Below are 16,122 nucleotides of genomic sequence, written 5' to 3' on the forward strand. Positions count from 1 at the left end.
CAAGCGCGCGTATAGGCCCAGTCAAATTGTCACCCATGGGGGCGGGTCAAGACAAGCTGGTCTGTGCCCGCGTTGAAAGTGAAAGCACGAGGAACGATGAATTTCGGCCACTTTACCCGCGTTGCGGGTCACGCGATCAAGGGACTGGGACTCGCACTGGCATTGTGCGCCGCTCCGCACGTCGCAAGCGCCGCGGCGCCCGCCGCTGCCGCATCTGCCGCCCCCGTAACGGCGGCTCCGGCTGAAAAGGCTGCCGTGCCTGCCGCCGATGCCAAGGCTGCTGCTGCGCCGGCCGTTGCTGCGGCTCCCGCGATCGATCCCAACGATCCGCACTTCAAGGTGGCACCGGGCGGCTATACCCCGATGAAGCCGACCGAGGGCAAGGGCATGCCGATTCCCGGCGCGATCAACATCCAGAAGCAGTATTCGCCCAACGGCAATGTCGCCGTTGGCCTGCACGACTGGCTGGTGATCGTCATGGCGGTGATCACGGTGTTCGTCCTTGCGCTGCTGCTGATCGTCATCCTGCGTTTCAACAAGCGTGCCAATCCGCAGCCGTCCAAGACCAGCCACAACACCATGCTTGAAGTGGCCTGGACCGCGATCCCGGTGCTGATCCTGGTGGTCATCGCAGTGCCCTCGCTGCGCCTGCTGGCCAAGCAGTACACCCCGGCGCCGGACAAGGCTGTTACCGTCAAGGCCACCGGCAACCAGTGGTTCTGGACCTATTCCTATCCCGACAACGGCGGGATCGAGGTTATATCGAACATGCTGCCCGATGCCGACGCGATCAAGAACGGCGAACCGCCGCAGCTGGCCGCCGACAACCGCATGGTCGTGCCGGTGGGTGAACCGATCCGCCTGCAGGCGACCGGGGCCGACGTGATCCACTCGTTCGCGGTGCCCTCGCTGTGGTTCAAGATCGACGCCGTTCCCGGCCGGATCAACGAACGCGTGATGGTGATCAACGAACCGGGCGTATACTACGGCCAGTGTTCGGAGCTGTGCGGCGCGCGCCACGGCTACATGCCGATCGTGGTCGAAGCCCTGCCGCGCGACAAGTTCAACGCCTGGGTGATCGCCCAGGGCGGCAAGATCGACGGTGCGCCTGAAGCGCCCGCCGCTCCGGCTGCACCCGCAGCTGCCGCCGCCGCGGCGCCCGCCGCCAAGCCGGCTGCCTGAGCCAGATTTCAGAAGGATTAGGGTTCCACCATGGCTACCACCGCCGAACACTTCCAGGCTCATGACGATCATGGCCACGCGCATCACGATGCGGATCACAAGCCGGCGTTCTTCGCCCGCTGGTTCATGTCGACCAACCACAAGGACATCGGGACGCTGTACCTGATCTTCGCGATTTTCGCCGGCATCGTCGGCGGCGCGATCTCGGGGATCATGCGGCTCGAGCTGGCCCATCCGGGAATCCAGTACCTCAGCGCGATCGCCACGTGGATGGACGGCAAGCCTGCCGAGATGAACGATGCGCTGCACCTGTGGAACGTGCTCATCACCGCCCACGGGCTGATCATGGTGTTCTTCATGGTCATGCCGGCGATCATCGGCGGGTTCGGCAACTGGTTCGTGCCGCTGATGATCGGCGCGCCGGACATGGCCTTCCCGCGGATGAACAACGTTTCGTTCTGGCTGACCGTGGCGGGCTTCTGCAGCCTGATGACCTCGGCCTTCGTGCCCGGCGATGCCACCGGCAATGGCGCCGGGATCGGCTGGACCGCCTATGCCCCGCTGTCGACCTATGGTTCGAACGGGCCGGCGACCGACTTCGCGATCTTTTCGCTCCACCTGGCCGGCGCAGGCTCGATCATGGGGGCGATCAACTTCATCACCACCATCTTCAACATGCGCGCGCCGGGGATGACCCTGCACAAGATGCCACTGTTCGTGTGGTCGGTGCTGGTCACCGCCTTCCTGCTGCTGCTGGCGCTGCCGGTGCTCGCCGCGGCGATCACCATGCTGCTGACCGACCGTAACTTCGGTACCACCTTCTTCGACCCTTCGGGCGGCGGCGATCCGGTGCTGTACCAGCACTTGTTCTGGTTCTTCGGCCACCCCGAAGTCTATATCATGATTCTGCCGGCCTTCGGCATCGTCAGCCAGATCGTCTCGACCTTCTCGAAGAAGCCGGTGTTCGGCTATCTCGGCATGGCCTATGCCATGGTCGCGATCGGTGTGGTCGGGTTCATCGTGTGGGCGCACCACATGTACACCACCGGCCTCAGCCTCAACACCAAGATGTACTTCACCGCGGCGACAATGGTGATCGCGGTGCCGACCGGCATCAAGATCTTCAGCTGGATCGCGACGATGTGGGGCGGCTCGATCGAGTTCAAGAGCCCGATGGTCTGGGCGATCGGCTTCATCTTCCTGTTCGTGGTCGGCGGCGTGACCGGCGTCTATCTGGCCAACGGCGGAATCGACGACGTGGTCCACGACACCTACTTCGTGGTGGCGCACTTCCACTACGTGCTGTCGCTGGGCGCGGTGACGGGCCTGTTCGCCGGCTTCTACTACTGGTTCCCGAAGATGAGCGGGAAGATGCATTCGGAATTCCTCGCCCACGTGCACTTCTGGATCTTCTTCGTCGGCGTGAACCTGATCTTCTTCCCGCAGCACTTCCTGGGCCTGCAGGGCATGCCGCGCCGCTATCCGGACTATGCCCCGGCCTATGAATACTGGAACAGCCTGTCGACGCTGGGCTACAAGATCATGGCGGCGTCGATGATCGTGTTCTTCGTCAACATCATCTACGCTTTCGTCGCCGGCAAGAAGGCGCCTGACAACTATTGGGGCGAAGGTGCGACGACGCTGGAATGGACCCTGTCCAGCCCGCCGCCGTTCCATCAGTTCGAAACCCTGCCGGTGATCGACGACAAGGATCATCACTGATCCACCGCCGTCCAGACTGGACAGAACGCGCCCCGGCCTTCACGGTCGGGGCGTTTTCGTTGGGAGAGAGACAATGCCCGATTTCCGCCTGATCGACACCGGAGAGGTTACGCTGCGCTGCGCGATCGAAGGCAGCGGCCCGCTGGCGATCATGGTCCACGGCTTTCCTGAAAGCTGGTACTCGTGGCGCCACCAGATTGGCCCCGTTGCCGCAGCCGGGTTCACCGCCTGCGCGATCGACGTGCGCGGCTATGGCGGCTCGGACAAGCCGCCTCGCGTTGAAGACTACACGCTGGAAAAGATCGCCGCCGACCTGGTCGGCCTGGGTGAGGCGCTGGCGCCGGGCGAGCAGGTGGTGCTGATCGGGCACGACTGGGGCGCGCCGATCGTGTGGAACACCGCCTTCACCCGGCCCGACCGAATTCGCGCCGTGGCGGGGCTCTCGGTGCCGTTCGCCGGCGCGCCCATGCGGCCCTTTACCGAGGTGTTCCGCGAACATTTCACCAGCCAGGGCCGGTTCTTCTACCAGGAATACTTCCAGCAGCCCGGCGTGGCCGAGGCCGAGGCCGAGGCGAACCCCCGCGATTTCGTGGCGCGGATGATGTATTCGATTTCGGGCGACGTGCCGCCGGGTGACTATTGGACCAAGCCCGCTGGCGCGACCTTCCTCGAAGGCCTGCCCGATCCTAAGCCGGTGCCGTGGCTGAGCGAGGCCGACCTCAATTACTACGAGGGCGAGTTCACCGCCTCGGGCTTTCGCGGGCCGCTCAACCGCTATCGCAATCACGAGGCCGACTATGCCTGGCTCAAGGCCTGGCAGGGCAAGCAGCTGGAGCAGCCATGCCTGTTCATCGGCGGCGACCGCGATCCGGCGACCACGCTGTTCGGCGCGGTGGCCGATCCTGTGGCGATGATGCGGATGTTCGCGCCGAAGGTCGAAGGCCACGTCCTGCCCGGCGTCGGCCACTGGACCCAGCAGGAGCGACCCGAAGAAGTGAACGCCTTGCTGATCGATTGGTTGAAGCGACTCTAAGGCGCGCCTATAGGCCCCCAGACTCATGACCGCTTCAGCCACCCCTGCCGTCCCGCTGCCTGCCGATTGGCGCGATTTCCTGTCGCTGACCAAGCCGCGGGTGATGAGCCTGGTGATCTTCACCGGGCTGTGCGGCTTGCTGGCCGCGCCGGTGCAAATCGATCCGATCCTGGGCTTTACCGCGATCCTGTGCATTGCCGTGGGGGCGGGCGGATCGGCCGCGCTCAACCAGTGGTGGGAAACCGACCTCGACGCCAAGATGAAGCGCACTGCGCAGCGCCCGCTGCCGGCGGGGCGGATGGACCGTACCGTGGCGCGCGACTTCGGCATCGGCCTTTCAGTCGCATCGGTGCTGGTGATGGGGCTGGCGATCGGCTGGCTGGCGGCGGCGATCCTGGCGATTTCGATCGTCTACTATGCCGTGGTCTATACCATCTGGCTCAAGCCGCGGACCCCGCAAAACATCGTCATTGGCGGCGGCGCCGGAGCCTTCCCGCCGATGATCGGGTGGATCGCGGCGACCGGCGAAGTCAGCCTGATGCCGGTGCTGCTGTTCGCGATCATCTTCTTCTGGACCCCGCCGCACTTCTGGGCGCTCGCCCTGTTTGTCGAGACCGACTATGCCAAGGCCGGGATTCCGATGATGCCGGTGGTTGCCGGCCATACCAGCACGCGCCGCCAGATCCTGGCCTATGCCGTGCTGCTGCTGCCGCTCAGCCTGGCGCCGTTCTGGCTGCATGTCGCGGGCTGGCTCTACGGTGCCAGCGCGCTGATCCTGTCGGCGCTGTTCCTGCTGTTGTCGCTGCGCGTCGCAGTGTTCCGCGGCAGCGCCGCGGATGGCGACATGCGCCCGGAGAAGCGCCTGTTCGGCTATTCGGTGTTCTACCTTTTTGCCCTTTTCGCCATGCTGGTGGCGGACCGTTTCCTGCTAGGATAAGCGCCATGGAACTGCCCCCGACCCCCGAACAGGAACGCAAGCGGATCATCGCCGGGCGCAATCGTGTGCTCGCCCTGGTGCTGGTCGCCTTTGCGGTGCTGTTCTTCTTCATCACCATCGCCAAGATGCAGCACTGATCCGATGACCGCCGCCGCCCCCGCCAGCAACCGCAACCTGCGCACCGCCCTGATCATGGCCGCCGTGGCTGCCGCGATGCTGGGGCTGGGTTTCGCCGCCGTGCCGCTCTACCGGATCTTCTGCCAGGTTACCGGCTTTGGCGGGACAACCATGCGGGTGAGCGAGGCCAAGGCCGCGCAGGTCAAGGTCGCCGACGGGCACATTTCGGTGCGCTTCGATGCCAATGTCGACCGCGGCATGGGCTGGCAGTTCAAGCCGCAGCAGGTCACCCAGGACATGCGCATCGGCCAGCGCAAGCAAGCGTTCTACTGGGCAGAAAACACCAGTTCCGAACCGATCACCGGGGTCGCCAGCTTCAACGTCGAGCCGGAGATGGCGGGCAAGTATTTCAACAAGATTCAGTGCTTCTGCTTCAACCAGCAGACCCTGCAGCCGGGGCAGAAGGTCGACATGCCGGTGATCTATTACGTCGATCCGGCGATTGCCCAGGATCCGGAAACCAAAGACATCACCCAGATCACCCTCAGCTACACTTTCCACAGGGCCGCGAATGGCGGCGCAAAGACACTGGACCGGGCCGATCCGGCGCGATAAGGGCGTCTGGCATTGACCGGCGGACCCATGCCGCCGGAACCATGGATTCACACGGGGACTGCAGCATCATGGCTGGTACGAAGAACCACGATTACCACATCCTTCCGCCCGACATCGTCCCGCTGCTGACCACGCTTGGCGCGCTGACTTTCACCAGCGGCATGGTGCTGTTCATGCACGAACTGCCCGGCGGCAAGTTCGTGCCGTGGATGGGCATGGCGCTGCTGCTCGCCTCGATGTTCGCCTGGTTCGGCAAGATCGTGAACGAAGCCCACGCCGGCGATCACACCCCGGTGGTGCAGCTGCACCAGCGGTACGGGATGATCCTGTTCATCGCGTCCGAAGTGATGTTCTTCGTGGGGTGGTTCTGGGCGTTCTTCGACTTCTCGCTGTTCCCTTCGACGATTGCCGAAGCGGTTGGCGGGCAGTGGCCGCCCAAGGCGATCGAAGCGGTGATGGATCCCTTCAACCTGCCGCTGCTCAACACGCTGATCCTGCTGTGCAGCGGCACCACAGTGACCTGGGCGCACCACAGCCTGATCCATGGCGATCGTGACGGCCTGAAGAAGGGCCTGTGGGCGACGATCCTGCTCGGCCTGGTCTTCACGAGCATCCAGGCCTACGAATACATGCACGCGCCGTTCGGTTTCGGCGGCAACACCTATGGCTCGGCCTTCTACATGGCGACGGGCTTTCACGGCTTCCACGTCATCGTCGGCACGATCATGCTGATCGTCTGCCTTGTCCGCGCCTATCGCGGCCATTTCACCCCGCGCCAGCACTTCGGCTTCGAAGCGGCGGCCTGGTATTGGCATTTCGTCGACGTGGTCTGGCTGTTCCTGTTCGTCGCCATCTATATCTGGGGTGGATGGGGCTATCCCGTTCACTGATCATGGCTGACGACAGCGTCACTTCGAAGGGGCAGCCCGGCCTAGGCCAGGCTGCCCTTTTCGGTCTGTGCCCCCAGTGCGGGGGCAAGACCCTGTTCGACGGCGTGGCGCGCTTTGCCCCGCGCTGCCGCGCCTGCGGGCTCGATTTCGCGGCGTTCAACGTCGGCGACGGCCCGGCGGCGTTCCTGACCATGGTGATCGGGGCGATCGTGGTGGTGCTGGCCGTGGTGGTCGAATTCACCTTCGATCCGCCGTGGTGGGTCCATGTGGTGCTGTGGGCACCGCTGATCACCGGGGCGACACTGTGGGGCCTGCGCGTGACCAAGGCCGCGCTGCTGGTCACCGAATACCAGCGCAAGGCACGCGAGGCGACCGGCCAGGACGTGCGGGAGCCATGACGTTGCGGCGCATCCCGATCCTGCCGACGCTGATGGTGCTGATCGTGGTAGGGATGATGATCCGGCTGGGCTTCTGGCAGCTTGACCGCCTGCACCAGAAGGAAGCGCTGACCGAGCTGTACACGCGCAATGCCGCGATGTCGTCGGAAGTGGCTCTGGCCGCCAGCAAGGATGCACGCGAGAAAACCTGGTTCCGTCACACCACCTTCGAATGCCGGGCCGATGGCGATACCAGGCCGATGGCGGGACACAACCTGAAGGGCGACACCGGCTGGGCGCAGTGGGGGCAATGCCTTTCGGCCGAGGGGCGACCAGTCGCGGAAGTCAACCTGGGCTGGAGCCAAGCCCCTTCGGCATTCCACTTTGCCGGCGGGACGATCAGCGGGGTGATCGCGCCCGACGGGACGATTGGCGCGCGGGTGGTTGCCGCCCAGCCGCTGGCGGGACTGGAGCCCAGCGCCCCGCCCGATCCGGGCACCATCCCCAACAACCACCTGTCCTATGCGGTGCAGTGGTTCCTGTTCGCCGCGACCGCGCTGGTGATCTACGCGCTGGCGCTGCGCAAGCGGCTTGCGGCGGGGGCTTCCGGGGGCTAACGGCCCCGCTTGATGGAATACGTTTCGACCCGTGGCAGCGCTCCGGCGCTCGATTTCGCAGGGGCCACGCTGGCCGGCCTCGCCAGCGACGGCGGGCTTTACGTGCCGCGCGAATGGCCGCGCTTCTCGGCAGATGAAATCGCCGCCATGGCGGGCTTGCCCTATGCCGAACTGGCCGCGCGGATCATGCAGCCGTTTGTCGGGGACAGCTTGACCCCGCAGCGGCTGCTGGAACTGACCACTCAGGCCTATGGCCGCTTCGCCCACAAAGCGGTGACCCCGCTGCGCCAGCTCGACCAGCAGCAGTGGCTGCTCGAACTGTTCCATGGTCCGACCCTGGCGTTCAAGGATGTCGCGCTGCAGCTGCTTGGCCTGCTGTTCGAAGAATTTCTCGGTCGCGGCGGCGATCCCCTGACCATTGTCGGTGCAACCAGCGGCGACACCGGATCGGCGGCGATCGATGCCGTGGCCGGCCGCGCCCGGGTCGACATCTTCATGCTTCATCCCAAAGGCCGGGTCAGCGATGTCCAGCGCCGCCAGATGACCACGGTGCTGGCGCCCAACGTCCACAACGTGGCCATCGAGGGCACCTTCGACGATGCCCAGGCGATGGTGAAGCGGATGTTCAACGATCCGGCGATGACCGGGCGCTTTGCCATCGGTGCGGTCAATTCGATCAACTGGGCACGGCTGATGGCGCAGGTGGTCTATTACTTCGCCGCCGCGCTGCAGCTGGGCGCGCCGCAGCGCAAGGTCGCCTTTGCGGTGCCGACCGGCAATTTCGGCGACGTCTTTGCCGGTTATGTCGCGGCGCAGATGGGCCTGCCGGTGGAGCGGCTGATCGTCGCCACCAATGTCAACGACATCCTCCACCGCGCGCTGACCAGCGGCGACTATTCGCAAGGGACCGTCACGCCCACGGCGGCACCGTCGATGGACATCCAGGTCTCGTCCAATTTCGAACGGCTGCTGTTCGACCTCAATGGCCGCGACGGCGCGGCGCTGGCAGCGCAGATGGCCGGGTTCGAGAAGACCAGGGCGATGCAGCTGACCAATGCCCAGCGCGAAGGCGCTGCCGCGCTGTTCAGCAGCGCCCGGGTCGAGCCCGAGGAGATGGCCCAGGCGATCCGCTGGGCCTTCGACGCCAGCGGCGAACTGCTCGATCCGCATACCGCGATCGGCCTTCACGCCGCGCGCGGCGCCGGGATCGACCCGGCAGTGCCGGTGGTCACGCTAGCCACCGCGCATCCGGCCAAGTTCCGCGACGCGGTCGAGCGCGCCACCGGGCAGCGCCCGAGCCTGCCGGCGCGGATCGGCGACCTGTTCGAACGCGAGGAACGGATGATCGAGTTGCCGGGCGACTATGACGCTATCGCCCACTACGTCGCCAAGCACGCGGTGCCGCGTGGCTGAACTGATCGTCCCGCCGGTCGTCATGGCTGGCGCGGCCTGGGCCGATTACGGGCTGATCGATTCGGGCGACGGGCGCAAGCTGGAGCGCTATGGCCCGCACCGCTTCATCCGCCCCGATACCCAGGCGCTGTGGCATCCCAAGCTGGAACGCTGGGCCTCTGACGGCGAATTCGTCCCCGGTTCGGACGAGGACGGCGGCGGGCGCTGGCAGTTCGCCAATCCGGTGCCGCAGGACGGCTGGCCGCTGCACTGGAACGACGTGCGCTTCACCGCGCAGTGCACCCCGTTCCGCCACCTTGGCTTCTTCCCCGACATGGCTCCGGTGTGGGACTGGATGGGGGAACAGCTGGCCGGGCGCAGCGACGCCGCGACAATGAACCTGTTCGGCTATACCGGGGTCGGCACGCTGGCTCTGTCGCACTACGGCCCGGTCACCCATGTCGACGCCAGCAAGAAGTCGGTTGCCCAGGCCCGCGCCAATGCCGAACTGGCCGGGATGGCCGATCGCCCGCTGCGTTGGATCGTCGACGATGCCGCAAAGTTCACCGCCCGCGAGGTGCGCCGGGGCAAGCGCTATGACGGCATCATCCTCGATCCGCCCAAGTTCGGCCGCGGGCCGGAGGGTGAGGTATGGCGATTGGAAGAGCACCTGCCCGGCCTGATCGAGGATTGCCGCGCACTGCTCGACGCGGAAAGCCGCTTCCTGTTCCTGACCGTATATGCCGTGCGGATGAGCAGCCTGGCGCTGGCCGGCCTGCTCGACGATGTCTTCGCCGACCTGCCCGGCACGATCGAGCACGGCGACCTGGCGATGCGCGAGGAGCAGGAGGGCGGGCGCCTGCTCCCCACCGCGATCTTCGCGCGCTGGTCGAATCCGGGCTAAAGGCGCGTTCATGGCCGATTCGCTGATCCTCGAAGTTGCCGATTTCGAACACGATGTCCTGACCGGCATCTATTCGGAGGAAACCGGCCGTCCCCAACCGCTGCGGATCACGATCCAGGTGCAGCTGAAGCCGATCGACCGATACGAGCCGGATACCCCGCTGGCGGCCAGCAAGAACTACATGGACCTCAAGTTCGCGGCGTCCGACGCGCTGCCGCAGGGGGTCCATTTCAAGCTGATCGAGGCAGTCGCCGACCACATCTGCGAAACGCTGTTCCTGCAGGACGCGCGGGTAACCGCAGTCACGGTCAAGATCGTCAAACTGGCAATCAGCGAGAACGGCGAAAAGATCGGCATGACCCTGACGCGCGAGCGGCGCTGATGGACCGACTGGACATCACCGGCCTCCCCGAAGATCCGCTGGCTGCGGCGGCTCATTTCTACAGCAAGGTGATGCCAGGGATCGGCGCGGAGGGTGACTTGACGCTGGTCTTCCCCGCTGCCGACCATACCCACCGGGCCTGGCGGCTGGCCGCAATCGAAGGATTGGCGCGCGCGCGGGTGCCGGGGCGGATCAATGCGGTCAGCGGCGGCAATTCTGCAACTATCGCGGCGGCGCTGGCCTATCTGGCCGCGGCGCCGGGGGTTACCGGGCAATACCTGCCTTTGGATGACAGCGGGGCAGGCGGCGTGATACCCTCCTCGCCATGACCCTTGTCGACCAGTTCCAGCGGCGGATCAGCTATCTACGGCTGTCGGTCACCGACCGTTGCGATCTGCGCTGCACCTATTGCATGCCAGAGCGGCAGACCTTCCTGCCGCGCAGCGAAGTGCTGAGCCTGGAGGAGCTGCACCAACTCGCCTTGGGCTTCATCGCGCGGGGGATTACCCGGATCCGCCTGACCGGGGGCGAGCCGCTGGTCCGCCGCGACATGATCGAGCTGGTCCGGGCGCTGGGCCGCAAGCTGGGGGACGGGCTGGACGAGCTGACCATGACCACCAATGGCATGGCCCTGGCGCGGTTCGCGGACGATCTGGCTGCGGCCGGGGTGCGGCGGATCAACGTCTCGCTCGACACGCTCGACCGGGATCGCTTCACGGCGCTGGCCCGGCGCGACGGGCTGGCGCAGGTGATCGAAGGAATCGCCGCGGCGCGTGCGGCCGGGCTGACGGTCAAGCTCAACACCGTCGCGCTCAAGGGCGTCAACCAGGACGAAATTCCCGCGCTGATGGAATGGGCGCATGGTCAGGCCATGGACCTGACCCTGATCGAGGTGATGCCGCTGGGCGAGGTCGAGGCCGACCGCTTCGACCAGTACCTCCCGCTGACCGCGGTGCGCGCGGATCTGGACGCGCGTTACACCCTGACCCCAAGCGATCACCGCACCGGCGGCCCGGCGCGCTATTTCGACGTTGCCGAAACCGGTGGACGACTCGGTCTGATCACCCCGCTGACCGGCAATTTCTGCGATGGCTGCAACCGGGTGCGGGTGACCACCACCGGGCAGCTTCACCCCTGTCTGGGCGGGCACGAGATGGTCGACCTGCGCGCCGCGCTGCGCTCGGCCGATCCCGATACCGCGCTTTCGTCCGCGCTGGACCGGGCCATGGCGATCAAGCCGCTGCGCCATCACTTCGCGATTGGCGCCGAGGGCGAGGTGCCGGTGCTGGCCCGGCATATGTCGGTCACCGGGGGCTAGGCATTGGCCACGCTGGTGTTTCTGGGCCGGCTGGCCGACGTCGCCGGCGCGACGCAGCTGGAGGCCGCGCCCGGGCTGCTTGCCAACGTGCTGGCGCGACTGCCGGGCGAACTGGCGATTGCCCTGCTCGATGAACGGGTGCGCATCGCTCACAACGGCGTGCTGGTCAGCGAATCCGAAGCGCTGATCGTCGCAGCGGGAGACGAAGTGGCCTTCCTGCCCCCGGTCAGCGGAGGATAGGCGGCGTGATCGACGTGCGCCTGCTGACCCAGCCGTTCAATCCCGGCCAGTTCGTCGGGCCGTTCACTAATGCGCATCCCGGGCTGGGGGGCGTCTGCACGTTCGTTGGCGAAGTGCGCGGCGGCGACGGCGTGGAAGCTCTGGAGCTGAGCCACTACGAGCCGCTGACCCTGCCGGGGATGACTGCCCTTGCAGAACGCGCTGTCGCCCGGTTCGCCCTGTTGGGCGTCATGATCCTGCACCGCAGCGGGGTGATGCTGCCGGGTGAGCCGATCGTCTGCGTCTCCGCCGCGGCAAGCCATCGCCGCGCCGCCTTCGACGCGGTCGATTTCGCCATGGATCACCTCAAGAGCGATTCGTGGTTCTGGAAGCGCGAGAAAAAGGCAGGGGTGTGGAGCTGGATCGAACCGCGCGTGAGCGATCACACCGACCTGGCCCGCTGGGACTAGCTGCGCATCCGGCCCTTGAGGGCGTTGAGCGAATCGTCCTCACCAGCGACGATCGCGATCACCTGATCGCGTGCTGCAGCGATCGCGGTGGTGTCAGACTGCTTGATCCCTTCCGCAGCGTACAGCGCATCGAGATCGGCCAGGGCAATCATCGCCTGGCTGCGCTGCGATTCGAGATCGGCCAGCGCCACCGTCGCAACCGACCACGATTCGCTGGCCACCGCCGCCCCCGCCGCTGCCCCGACCAGGGCCTGCGCGCGCGGCAGGGCGGCGCGGAATTTCGCATCGGCGGCGCGGGCCTTGGCGACCAGTCCGTCAAGCTGTCCGGTCACTTCGGCGGGCGGCTGGGGCGCTTCGGGCGGCGGGGTGACGACCGGCGCCGTCCCGCTGATCCGTTCGGCGGGGCGCCGGGCCAGGGAGGGATATTCACCCTGGTCCCTGGCGCAGGCGGAAAGGGCCAGTGAAGCGGCGGCAAGCGGTAGTAGGAAGCGCATGGCAATGCCATAGCATGGTGCGCGGCGCTTGCCAGTGGCTGTCATTTTCAGCCAAACCACCGTTGACAGACAGGGGCCGTTCGACTAGGCGCGGCGCTTCTTATCGGACCCCTTCCTTCAGGTGGGGGCCGGTACGCTGTCGGCACTGTGGCTGGGCAGTTGTGGAAAAACGAACGGATAATAGCACCATGTTCGCAGTTGTGCGCACGGGCGGCAAGCAATACCGGGTTGCCGCCGGAGACAAGATCGCGGTTGAAAAGCTGGCTGGTGAAGCCGGTGACAAGATCACCCTGGGTGACGTCCTGCTGGCCGGTGACGGCGGCGAGATCAAGGACGCTGCCGGCGTGCTCGTCTCGGCGGAAATCATCGCCCAGGCGAAGTCGGAAAAGGTGATCGTTTTCAAGAAGCGTCGCCGCCACAACTATCGCCGCCGCAACGGCCATCGCCAGCAGATGACCCTGCTGCGCATCCTGGCCGTCGGTGGCGAGGAAAAGAAGGCTGCCAAGAAGGACGCCGCGCCCAAGGCTGAAAAGCTCGAAGCCGCTGAAGCGCCCGCCAAGAAGGCACCGGCCAAGAAGGCCGCCGCTGCCAAGACCGCTGAATAAGAATCCGGAGTAGTTCGAGATGGCACACAAGAAAGCAGGCGGTTCGTCGCGTAACGGTCGTGATTCGGCCGGTCGTCGCCTTGGCGTGAAGAAGTTCGGCGGTCAGGAAGTGATCGGCGGCAACATCATCATCCGTCAGCGCGGGACCAAGGTGTACCCGGGTGCCAACGTCGGCATTGGCAAGGATCACACCCTGTTCGCCCTGACCGGTGGCCGCGTGCGATTCCACGATGGCAAGCTCGGCCGCAAGTACGTCTCGGTCGATATGGCAGTCGCCGCCGAATAACCGGATGACCAATAAAGGGTCATCCTGACAGGATGGCCCCCCGCCGGACTCAAGCAGTCCGGCAAAACGAGGGAGAGGGGCCAACCCGTCTCCCTCTTTTCGTCTCTCCCTCAGAACGGTTTCGCGGATGCATCCCGTGGCGGGCCCATCCGGACGCAAGCCGTAATGGCATTGTCACGCATCGTGCCTAGATCGCGAGCGGGGCGAAGATTGGGAGTACGAAGCGTGTTCATTCGCAGCGAAAGGCTGTTCCTCCGGCCCGGCTGGCCCGAGGACTGGCAGGAACTTCTCAGCCGGATCGCCGATGAATCGGTGGTCCGCAACCTGGCCAAGGCGCCGTGGCCCTATACGGCCGACGATGCACGCTGGTTCGCCAGCCAGCCGCAGGACGCGCGCCTGCCGCACTTCTTCGTGACCTTGCCGACCAGCGCGGCCCCGGCCGAGCTGATCGGCTGTGTCGGGCTGGGCGAGGTCGATGGCGAGGTCGAGCTGGGTTACTGGTTTGCGCGTCCGCACTGGAACAAGGGCTATGCCACCGAGGCCGCGCGCGCGGTTCTGCGGCTGGCCAAGGTGCTTGGTCACCGCAAGCTCGTTGCCGGCCACTTCATCGACAATCCGGCATCGGGGGCCGTGCTGCGCAAGGTGGGCTTCGTCCCGACCGGGCGCGTGCGCCAGCGTTATAGCCTGGCGCGCGGGTACGAGACGCAGTCGATCGAACACCGCATCGACCTGGGCCGCTCAAGCGACTGCGATGGCGGCGACGATGGCGGTACCCCGGTACCCGCGATGCGCGCGGCGTAATCGTAAGCAGATCCTCTCCATTTTTGGCGAATGCCACAAATGGGGAGGTGGCATTTGCGCCAGCAAATGACGGAGGGGCTCTGCCCTCGTGTCATTACCCCTCCGTCAGCCCTGCGGGCTGCCACCTCCCCAGATGTGCTGCGCAAATCTGGAGAGGATCAGGACGGTTACGCCATCACCGCGTCGGGAAATTCGCTTTCGGCCTTGCCGATCAGCGCGCGGTCATCGTGGTTCCAGGGGTGGAAGCCGGGCAGGAAGTAGGCGCACCAGCTCGGGAAGATCCGGCGCAGGATGCCGGGATTGCCCAGCAGATACCAGGCCAGCTGCAGCTTGACCTTGGGCCCGGTGATGCCGTCCTGGGCGAGCAGGTCGAGCGTGTCGTTCCAGCGGTTGGCGATGAAGTTCTTGGTGACGATCGCCATCATGATCGACTTGAGCTTCCAGCGCTTCCACCGGCTCCAGTGCCGCGTGGCGAAGCGGTAGGTGTCATAGGCGACGCCCTTGTGTTCGATTTCCTCCATCGCGTGCCAGCGCCACATCGCTGCCGTTTCCGGCTCGGCATGGGCAAAGTGCTTCGGATTGGCGAGGAAATCGTTGGCCATCATCGCGGTGTAGTGTTCCAGCGCAATGGTCACCGCCAGGTTGATGATCGCCGGGCGGTCCTTGGTCAGGGCAAGGTTTTCTTCCAGCCGGCGGTCGATCTTGTCGAGATCATAGCCCGCGTCGACCGCAGCCTTGTTGAACACCAGATGCTCGCGCGTGTGGTTGATTTCTTGCTTCACGAAGGCGCGGATCTCGGCCTCAAGCTTGGGTGGTACGCCGTCCCGGTGGGCCTTCACCGCCTCGATGAACATCGCCTCGCCGCGCGGGAAGGTCGCGGACAGGGCGTTGTGCCAGGCGGTGGCGATGGGATCACCAGCCAGCCACCAGCGACCGGGCTTCTGCGTGCGGCCAAAGCGGCGGTCGCGGATCACGATGTCGAGGTCGGCCGGGGTCGGAACCGCTGCCAGCTTGCCTGCAAGCGCGGTCGGTTCTACGTCGAAGGGGAATGTGGTTGGCGCGTTCATGCCACCCTAGATAGAGTAACTGACACTGATGTCAATAAGGAAGCGCCTCAGCCAGGAAGAAAGCCGCACCGTCGCGCTGGAAGCGGCGCGTTCGCTGCTGATCGAGCTCGGTCCGCAGGCGGTGACGCTGAAAGCCGTGGCGGCGCGAATCGGGCGGACCCATGCCAACCTGCTGCATCACTTCGGCTCGGCCGCGGGGCTGCAAAAGGCGCTCGCCCGGCATCTGGCTGAAACGATCTGCGCCTCGATCGAGGACGCGGTGCTGGCCAGCCGCGCCGGTTCGGGCAGTCCGCGCGACGTGGTCGACCTGACCTTCGACGCCTTTGACAAGGAAGGCGGCGGCGCGCTTGCCACCTGGATGCTGGCCAGCGGCAACGACGACGCGCTCGATCCGATCATCGACGTGATCCACGATCTGGTCGACGATCTTGATGGGATCGCCTCGGGCAAGATGCATTCGGTCACCCACGCGCTGGTGCTGATGGCGCTGGGCGATGCGCTGATGGGCGGGCCCTTGGCCCAGTCGCTGCAACTGCCCCGAACCAGCGCGCGTGATCTGGCGGAGACGATGCTGATCGATGCCGCGCTGAAGGCGGGGCTGGTGGGGTCGGTTTAGTCCTGATGGTTGCGGCGCGGACTTGGGCACGGATTGGTGTTGTACTTTCAGCTCTTGTGGGATTGCCGCTTTACTGGG

22 protein-coding genes are annotated in these 16,122 nt (G+C 65.7%); 20 read left to right on the forward strand and 2 right to left on the reverse strand.

What is annotated here, in order from left to right; genetic code table 11:
- The first annotated feature begins 96 nt into the window (after positions 1 to 96).
- From coxB to ACFFF7_RS13960, 16 genes are all read left to right on the forward strand, one after another.
- The gene (coxB, locus tag ACFFF7_RS13885; protein WP_379481951.1) at positions 97 to 1,182 is read left to right on the forward strand and encodes a cytochrome c oxidase subunit II; all 1,086 of its coding nucleotides are present in this window, start codon (positions 97 to 99) and stop codon (positions 1,180 to 1,182) included.
- Positions 1,183 to 1,212: 30 nt separating this feature from the next.
- A complete protein-coding gene (gene ctaD, locus ACFFF7_RS13890) occupies positions 1,213 to 2,904 on the forward strand; it encodes a cytochrome c oxidase subunit I (RefSeq protein WP_379481952.1) in 1,692 nt (563 codons plus the stop codon).
- A gap of 73 nt (positions 2,905 to 2,977) precedes the next feature.
- The gene (locus ACFFF7_RS13895) at positions 2,978 to 3,937 is read left to right on the forward strand and encodes an alpha/beta fold hydrolase (RefSeq protein WP_379481953.1); all 960 of its coding nucleotides are present in this window, start codon (positions 2,978 to 2,980) and stop codon (positions 3,935 to 3,937) included.
- 25 nt (positions 3,938 to 3,962) lie between these two features.
- Positions 3,963 to 4,874 (forward strand): heme o synthase, encoded by a 912-nt coding sequence (locus ACFFF7_RS13900; RefSeq protein ID WP_379481954.1) that lies wholly within the window; start codon positions 3,963 to 3,965, stop codon positions 4,872 to 4,874.
- 5 nt (positions 4,875 to 4,879) lie between these two features.
- The gene (locus tag ACFFF7_RS13905) at positions 4,880 to 5,011 is read left to right on the forward strand and encodes a cytochrome c oxidase system small membrane protein (protein WP_379481955.1); all 132 of its coding nucleotides are present in this window, start codon (positions 4,880 to 4,882) and stop codon (positions 5,009 to 5,011) included.
- 4 nt (positions 5,012 to 5,015) lie between these two features.
- Entirely contained in the window at positions 5,016 to 5,606 is a 591-nt protein-coding gene (locus tag ACFFF7_RS13910) for a cytochrome c oxidase assembly protein (RefSeq protein WP_379481956.1), read from the forward strand.
- Between the two features lie 68 nt (positions 5,607 to 5,674).
- Complete coding sequence (locus tag ACFFF7_RS13915; protein WP_379481957.1) at positions 5,675 to 6,496, forward strand: cytochrome c oxidase subunit 3; 822 nt, start codon at positions 5,675 to 5,677, stop codon at positions 6,494 to 6,496.
- Between the two features lie 2 nt (positions 6,497 to 6,498).
- Positions 6,499 to 6,894: a DUF983 domain-containing protein gene (locus ACFFF7_RS13920; RefSeq protein WP_379481958.1), complete on the forward strand. Its 396-nt coding sequence runs from the start codon at positions 6,499 to 6,501 to the stop codon at positions 6,892 to 6,894.
- The gene (locus tag ACFFF7_RS13925; RefSeq protein WP_379481959.1) at positions 6,891 to 7,490 is read left to right on the forward strand and encodes an SURF1 family protein; all 600 of its coding nucleotides are present in this window, start codon (positions 6,891 to 6,893) and stop codon (positions 7,488 to 7,490) included. Before ACFFF7_RS13920 ends, ACFFF7_RS13925 begins: the two co-directional genes overlap by 4 nt.
- A gap of 12 nt (positions 7,491 to 7,502) precedes the next feature.
- Positions 7,503 to 8,903, forward strand: a complete 1,401-nt coding sequence (gene thrC, locus ACFFF7_RS13930; RefSeq protein WP_379481960.1) for a threonine synthase — start codon at positions 7,503 to 7,505, stop codon at positions 8,901 to 8,903.
- A gap of 22 nt (positions 8,904 to 8,925) precedes the next feature.
- Entirely contained in the window at positions 8,926 to 9,786 is an 861-nt protein-coding gene (locus ACFFF7_RS13935) for a class I SAM-dependent methyltransferase (RefSeq protein ID WP_379482362.1), read from the forward strand.
- A 10-nt stretch (positions 9,787 to 9,796) separates the two neighbouring features.
- Positions 9,797 to 10,168: a dihydroneopterin aldolase gene (locus tag ACFFF7_RS13940; RefSeq protein WP_379481961.1), complete on the forward strand. Its 372-nt coding sequence runs from the start codon at positions 9,797 to 9,799 to the stop codon at positions 10,166 to 10,168.
- Positions 10,168 to 10,497 (forward strand): Rossmann fold domain-containing protein, encoded by a 330-nt coding sequence (locus tag ACFFF7_RS13945; protein ID WP_379481962.1) that lies wholly within the window; start codon positions 10,168 to 10,170, stop codon positions 10,495 to 10,497. The genes ACFFF7_RS13940 and ACFFF7_RS13945 overlap by 1 nt, the downstream gene beginning before the upstream one ends.
- Complete coding sequence (gene moaA / locus ACFFF7_RS13950) at positions 10,494 to 11,486, forward strand: GTP 3',8-cyclase MoaA (RefSeq protein WP_379481963.1); 993 nt, start codon at positions 10,494 to 10,496, stop codon at positions 11,484 to 11,486. Before ACFFF7_RS13945 ends, moaA begins: the two co-directional genes overlap by 4 nt.
- Positions 11,487 to 11,489: 3 nt before the next feature.
- The gene (locus ACFFF7_RS13955; RefSeq protein ID WP_379481964.1) at positions 11,490 to 11,726 is read left to right on the forward strand and encodes a MoaD/ThiS family protein; all 237 of its coding nucleotides are present in this window, start codon (positions 11,490 to 11,492) and stop codon (positions 11,724 to 11,726) included.
- 5 nt (positions 11,727 to 11,731) lie between these two features.
- Entirely contained in the window at positions 11,732 to 12,175 is a 444-nt protein-coding gene (locus ACFFF7_RS13960) for a molybdenum cofactor biosynthesis protein MoaE (RefSeq protein ID WP_379481965.1), read from the forward strand.
- On the opposite strand, the gene ACFFF7_RS13965 is transcribed toward ACFFF7_RS13960, so the two are convergent.
- On the reverse strand, positions 12,172 to 12,669 hold the full coding sequence (locus ACFFF7_RS13965) for a hypothetical protein (protein ID WP_379481966.1): 498 nt from the start codon (positions 12,667 to 12,669) through the stop codon (positions 12,172 to 12,174). The two genes, ACFFF7_RS13960 and ACFFF7_RS13965, sit on opposite strands and share 4 nt — an antisense overlap.
- A gap of 188 nt (positions 12,670 to 12,857) precedes the next feature.
- Here ACFFF7_RS13965 and rplU point away from each other — a divergent pair, with 188 nt between their 5' ends.
- The 3 genes from rplU (at position 12,858) to ACFFF7_RS13980 (ending at position 14,361) form a co-directional block, all read left to right on the forward strand.
- Positions 12,858 to 13,274 carry a 50S ribosomal protein L21 gene (gene rplU / locus ACFFF7_RS13970; RefSeq protein WP_379481967.1) on the forward strand — a complete coding sequence of 139 codons (417 nt, stop codon included), beginning with the start codon at positions 12,858 to 12,860 and terminating at the stop codon, positions 13,272 to 13,274.
- Between the two features lie 19 nt (positions 13,275 to 13,293).
- Positions 13,294 to 13,560 carry a 50S ribosomal protein L27 gene (gene rpmA / locus ACFFF7_RS13975; protein ID WP_379481968.1) on the forward strand — a complete coding sequence of 89 codons (267 nt, stop codon included), beginning with the start codon at positions 13,294 to 13,296 and terminating at the stop codon, positions 13,558 to 13,560.
- Positions 13,561 to 13,785: 225 nt separating this feature from the next.
- Entirely contained in the window at positions 13,786 to 14,361 is a 576-nt protein-coding gene (locus tag ACFFF7_RS13980) for a GNAT family N-acetyltransferase (RefSeq protein WP_379481969.1), read from the forward strand.
- Positions 14,362 to 14,528: 167 nt separating this feature from the next.
- On the opposite strand, the gene ACFFF7_RS13985 is transcribed toward ACFFF7_RS13980, so the two are convergent.
- On the reverse strand, positions 14,529 to 15,428 hold the full coding sequence (locus ACFFF7_RS13985; protein WP_379481970.1) for a metal-dependent hydrolase: 900 nt from the start codon (positions 15,426 to 15,428) through the stop codon (positions 14,529 to 14,531).
- Positions 15,429 to 15,456: 28 nt separating this feature from the next.
- Between ACFFF7_RS13985 and ACFFF7_RS13990 the strand changes: the two genes are divergently transcribed.
- The gene (locus tag ACFFF7_RS13990; RefSeq protein ID WP_379481971.1) at positions 15,457 to 16,044 is read left to right on the forward strand and encodes a TetR/AcrR family transcriptional regulator; all 588 of its coding nucleotides are present in this window, start codon (positions 15,457 to 15,459) and stop codon (positions 16,042 to 16,044) included.
- Positions 16,045 to 16,122 lie beyond the last annotated feature (78 nt).

This window comes from Novosphingobium aquiterrae (assembly GCF_042434435.1).
In the GTDB taxonomy this organism is placed as follows: Bacteria; Pseudomonadota; Alphaproteobacteria; order Sphingomonadales; family Sphingomonadaceae; genus Novosphingobium; species Novosphingobium aquiterrae.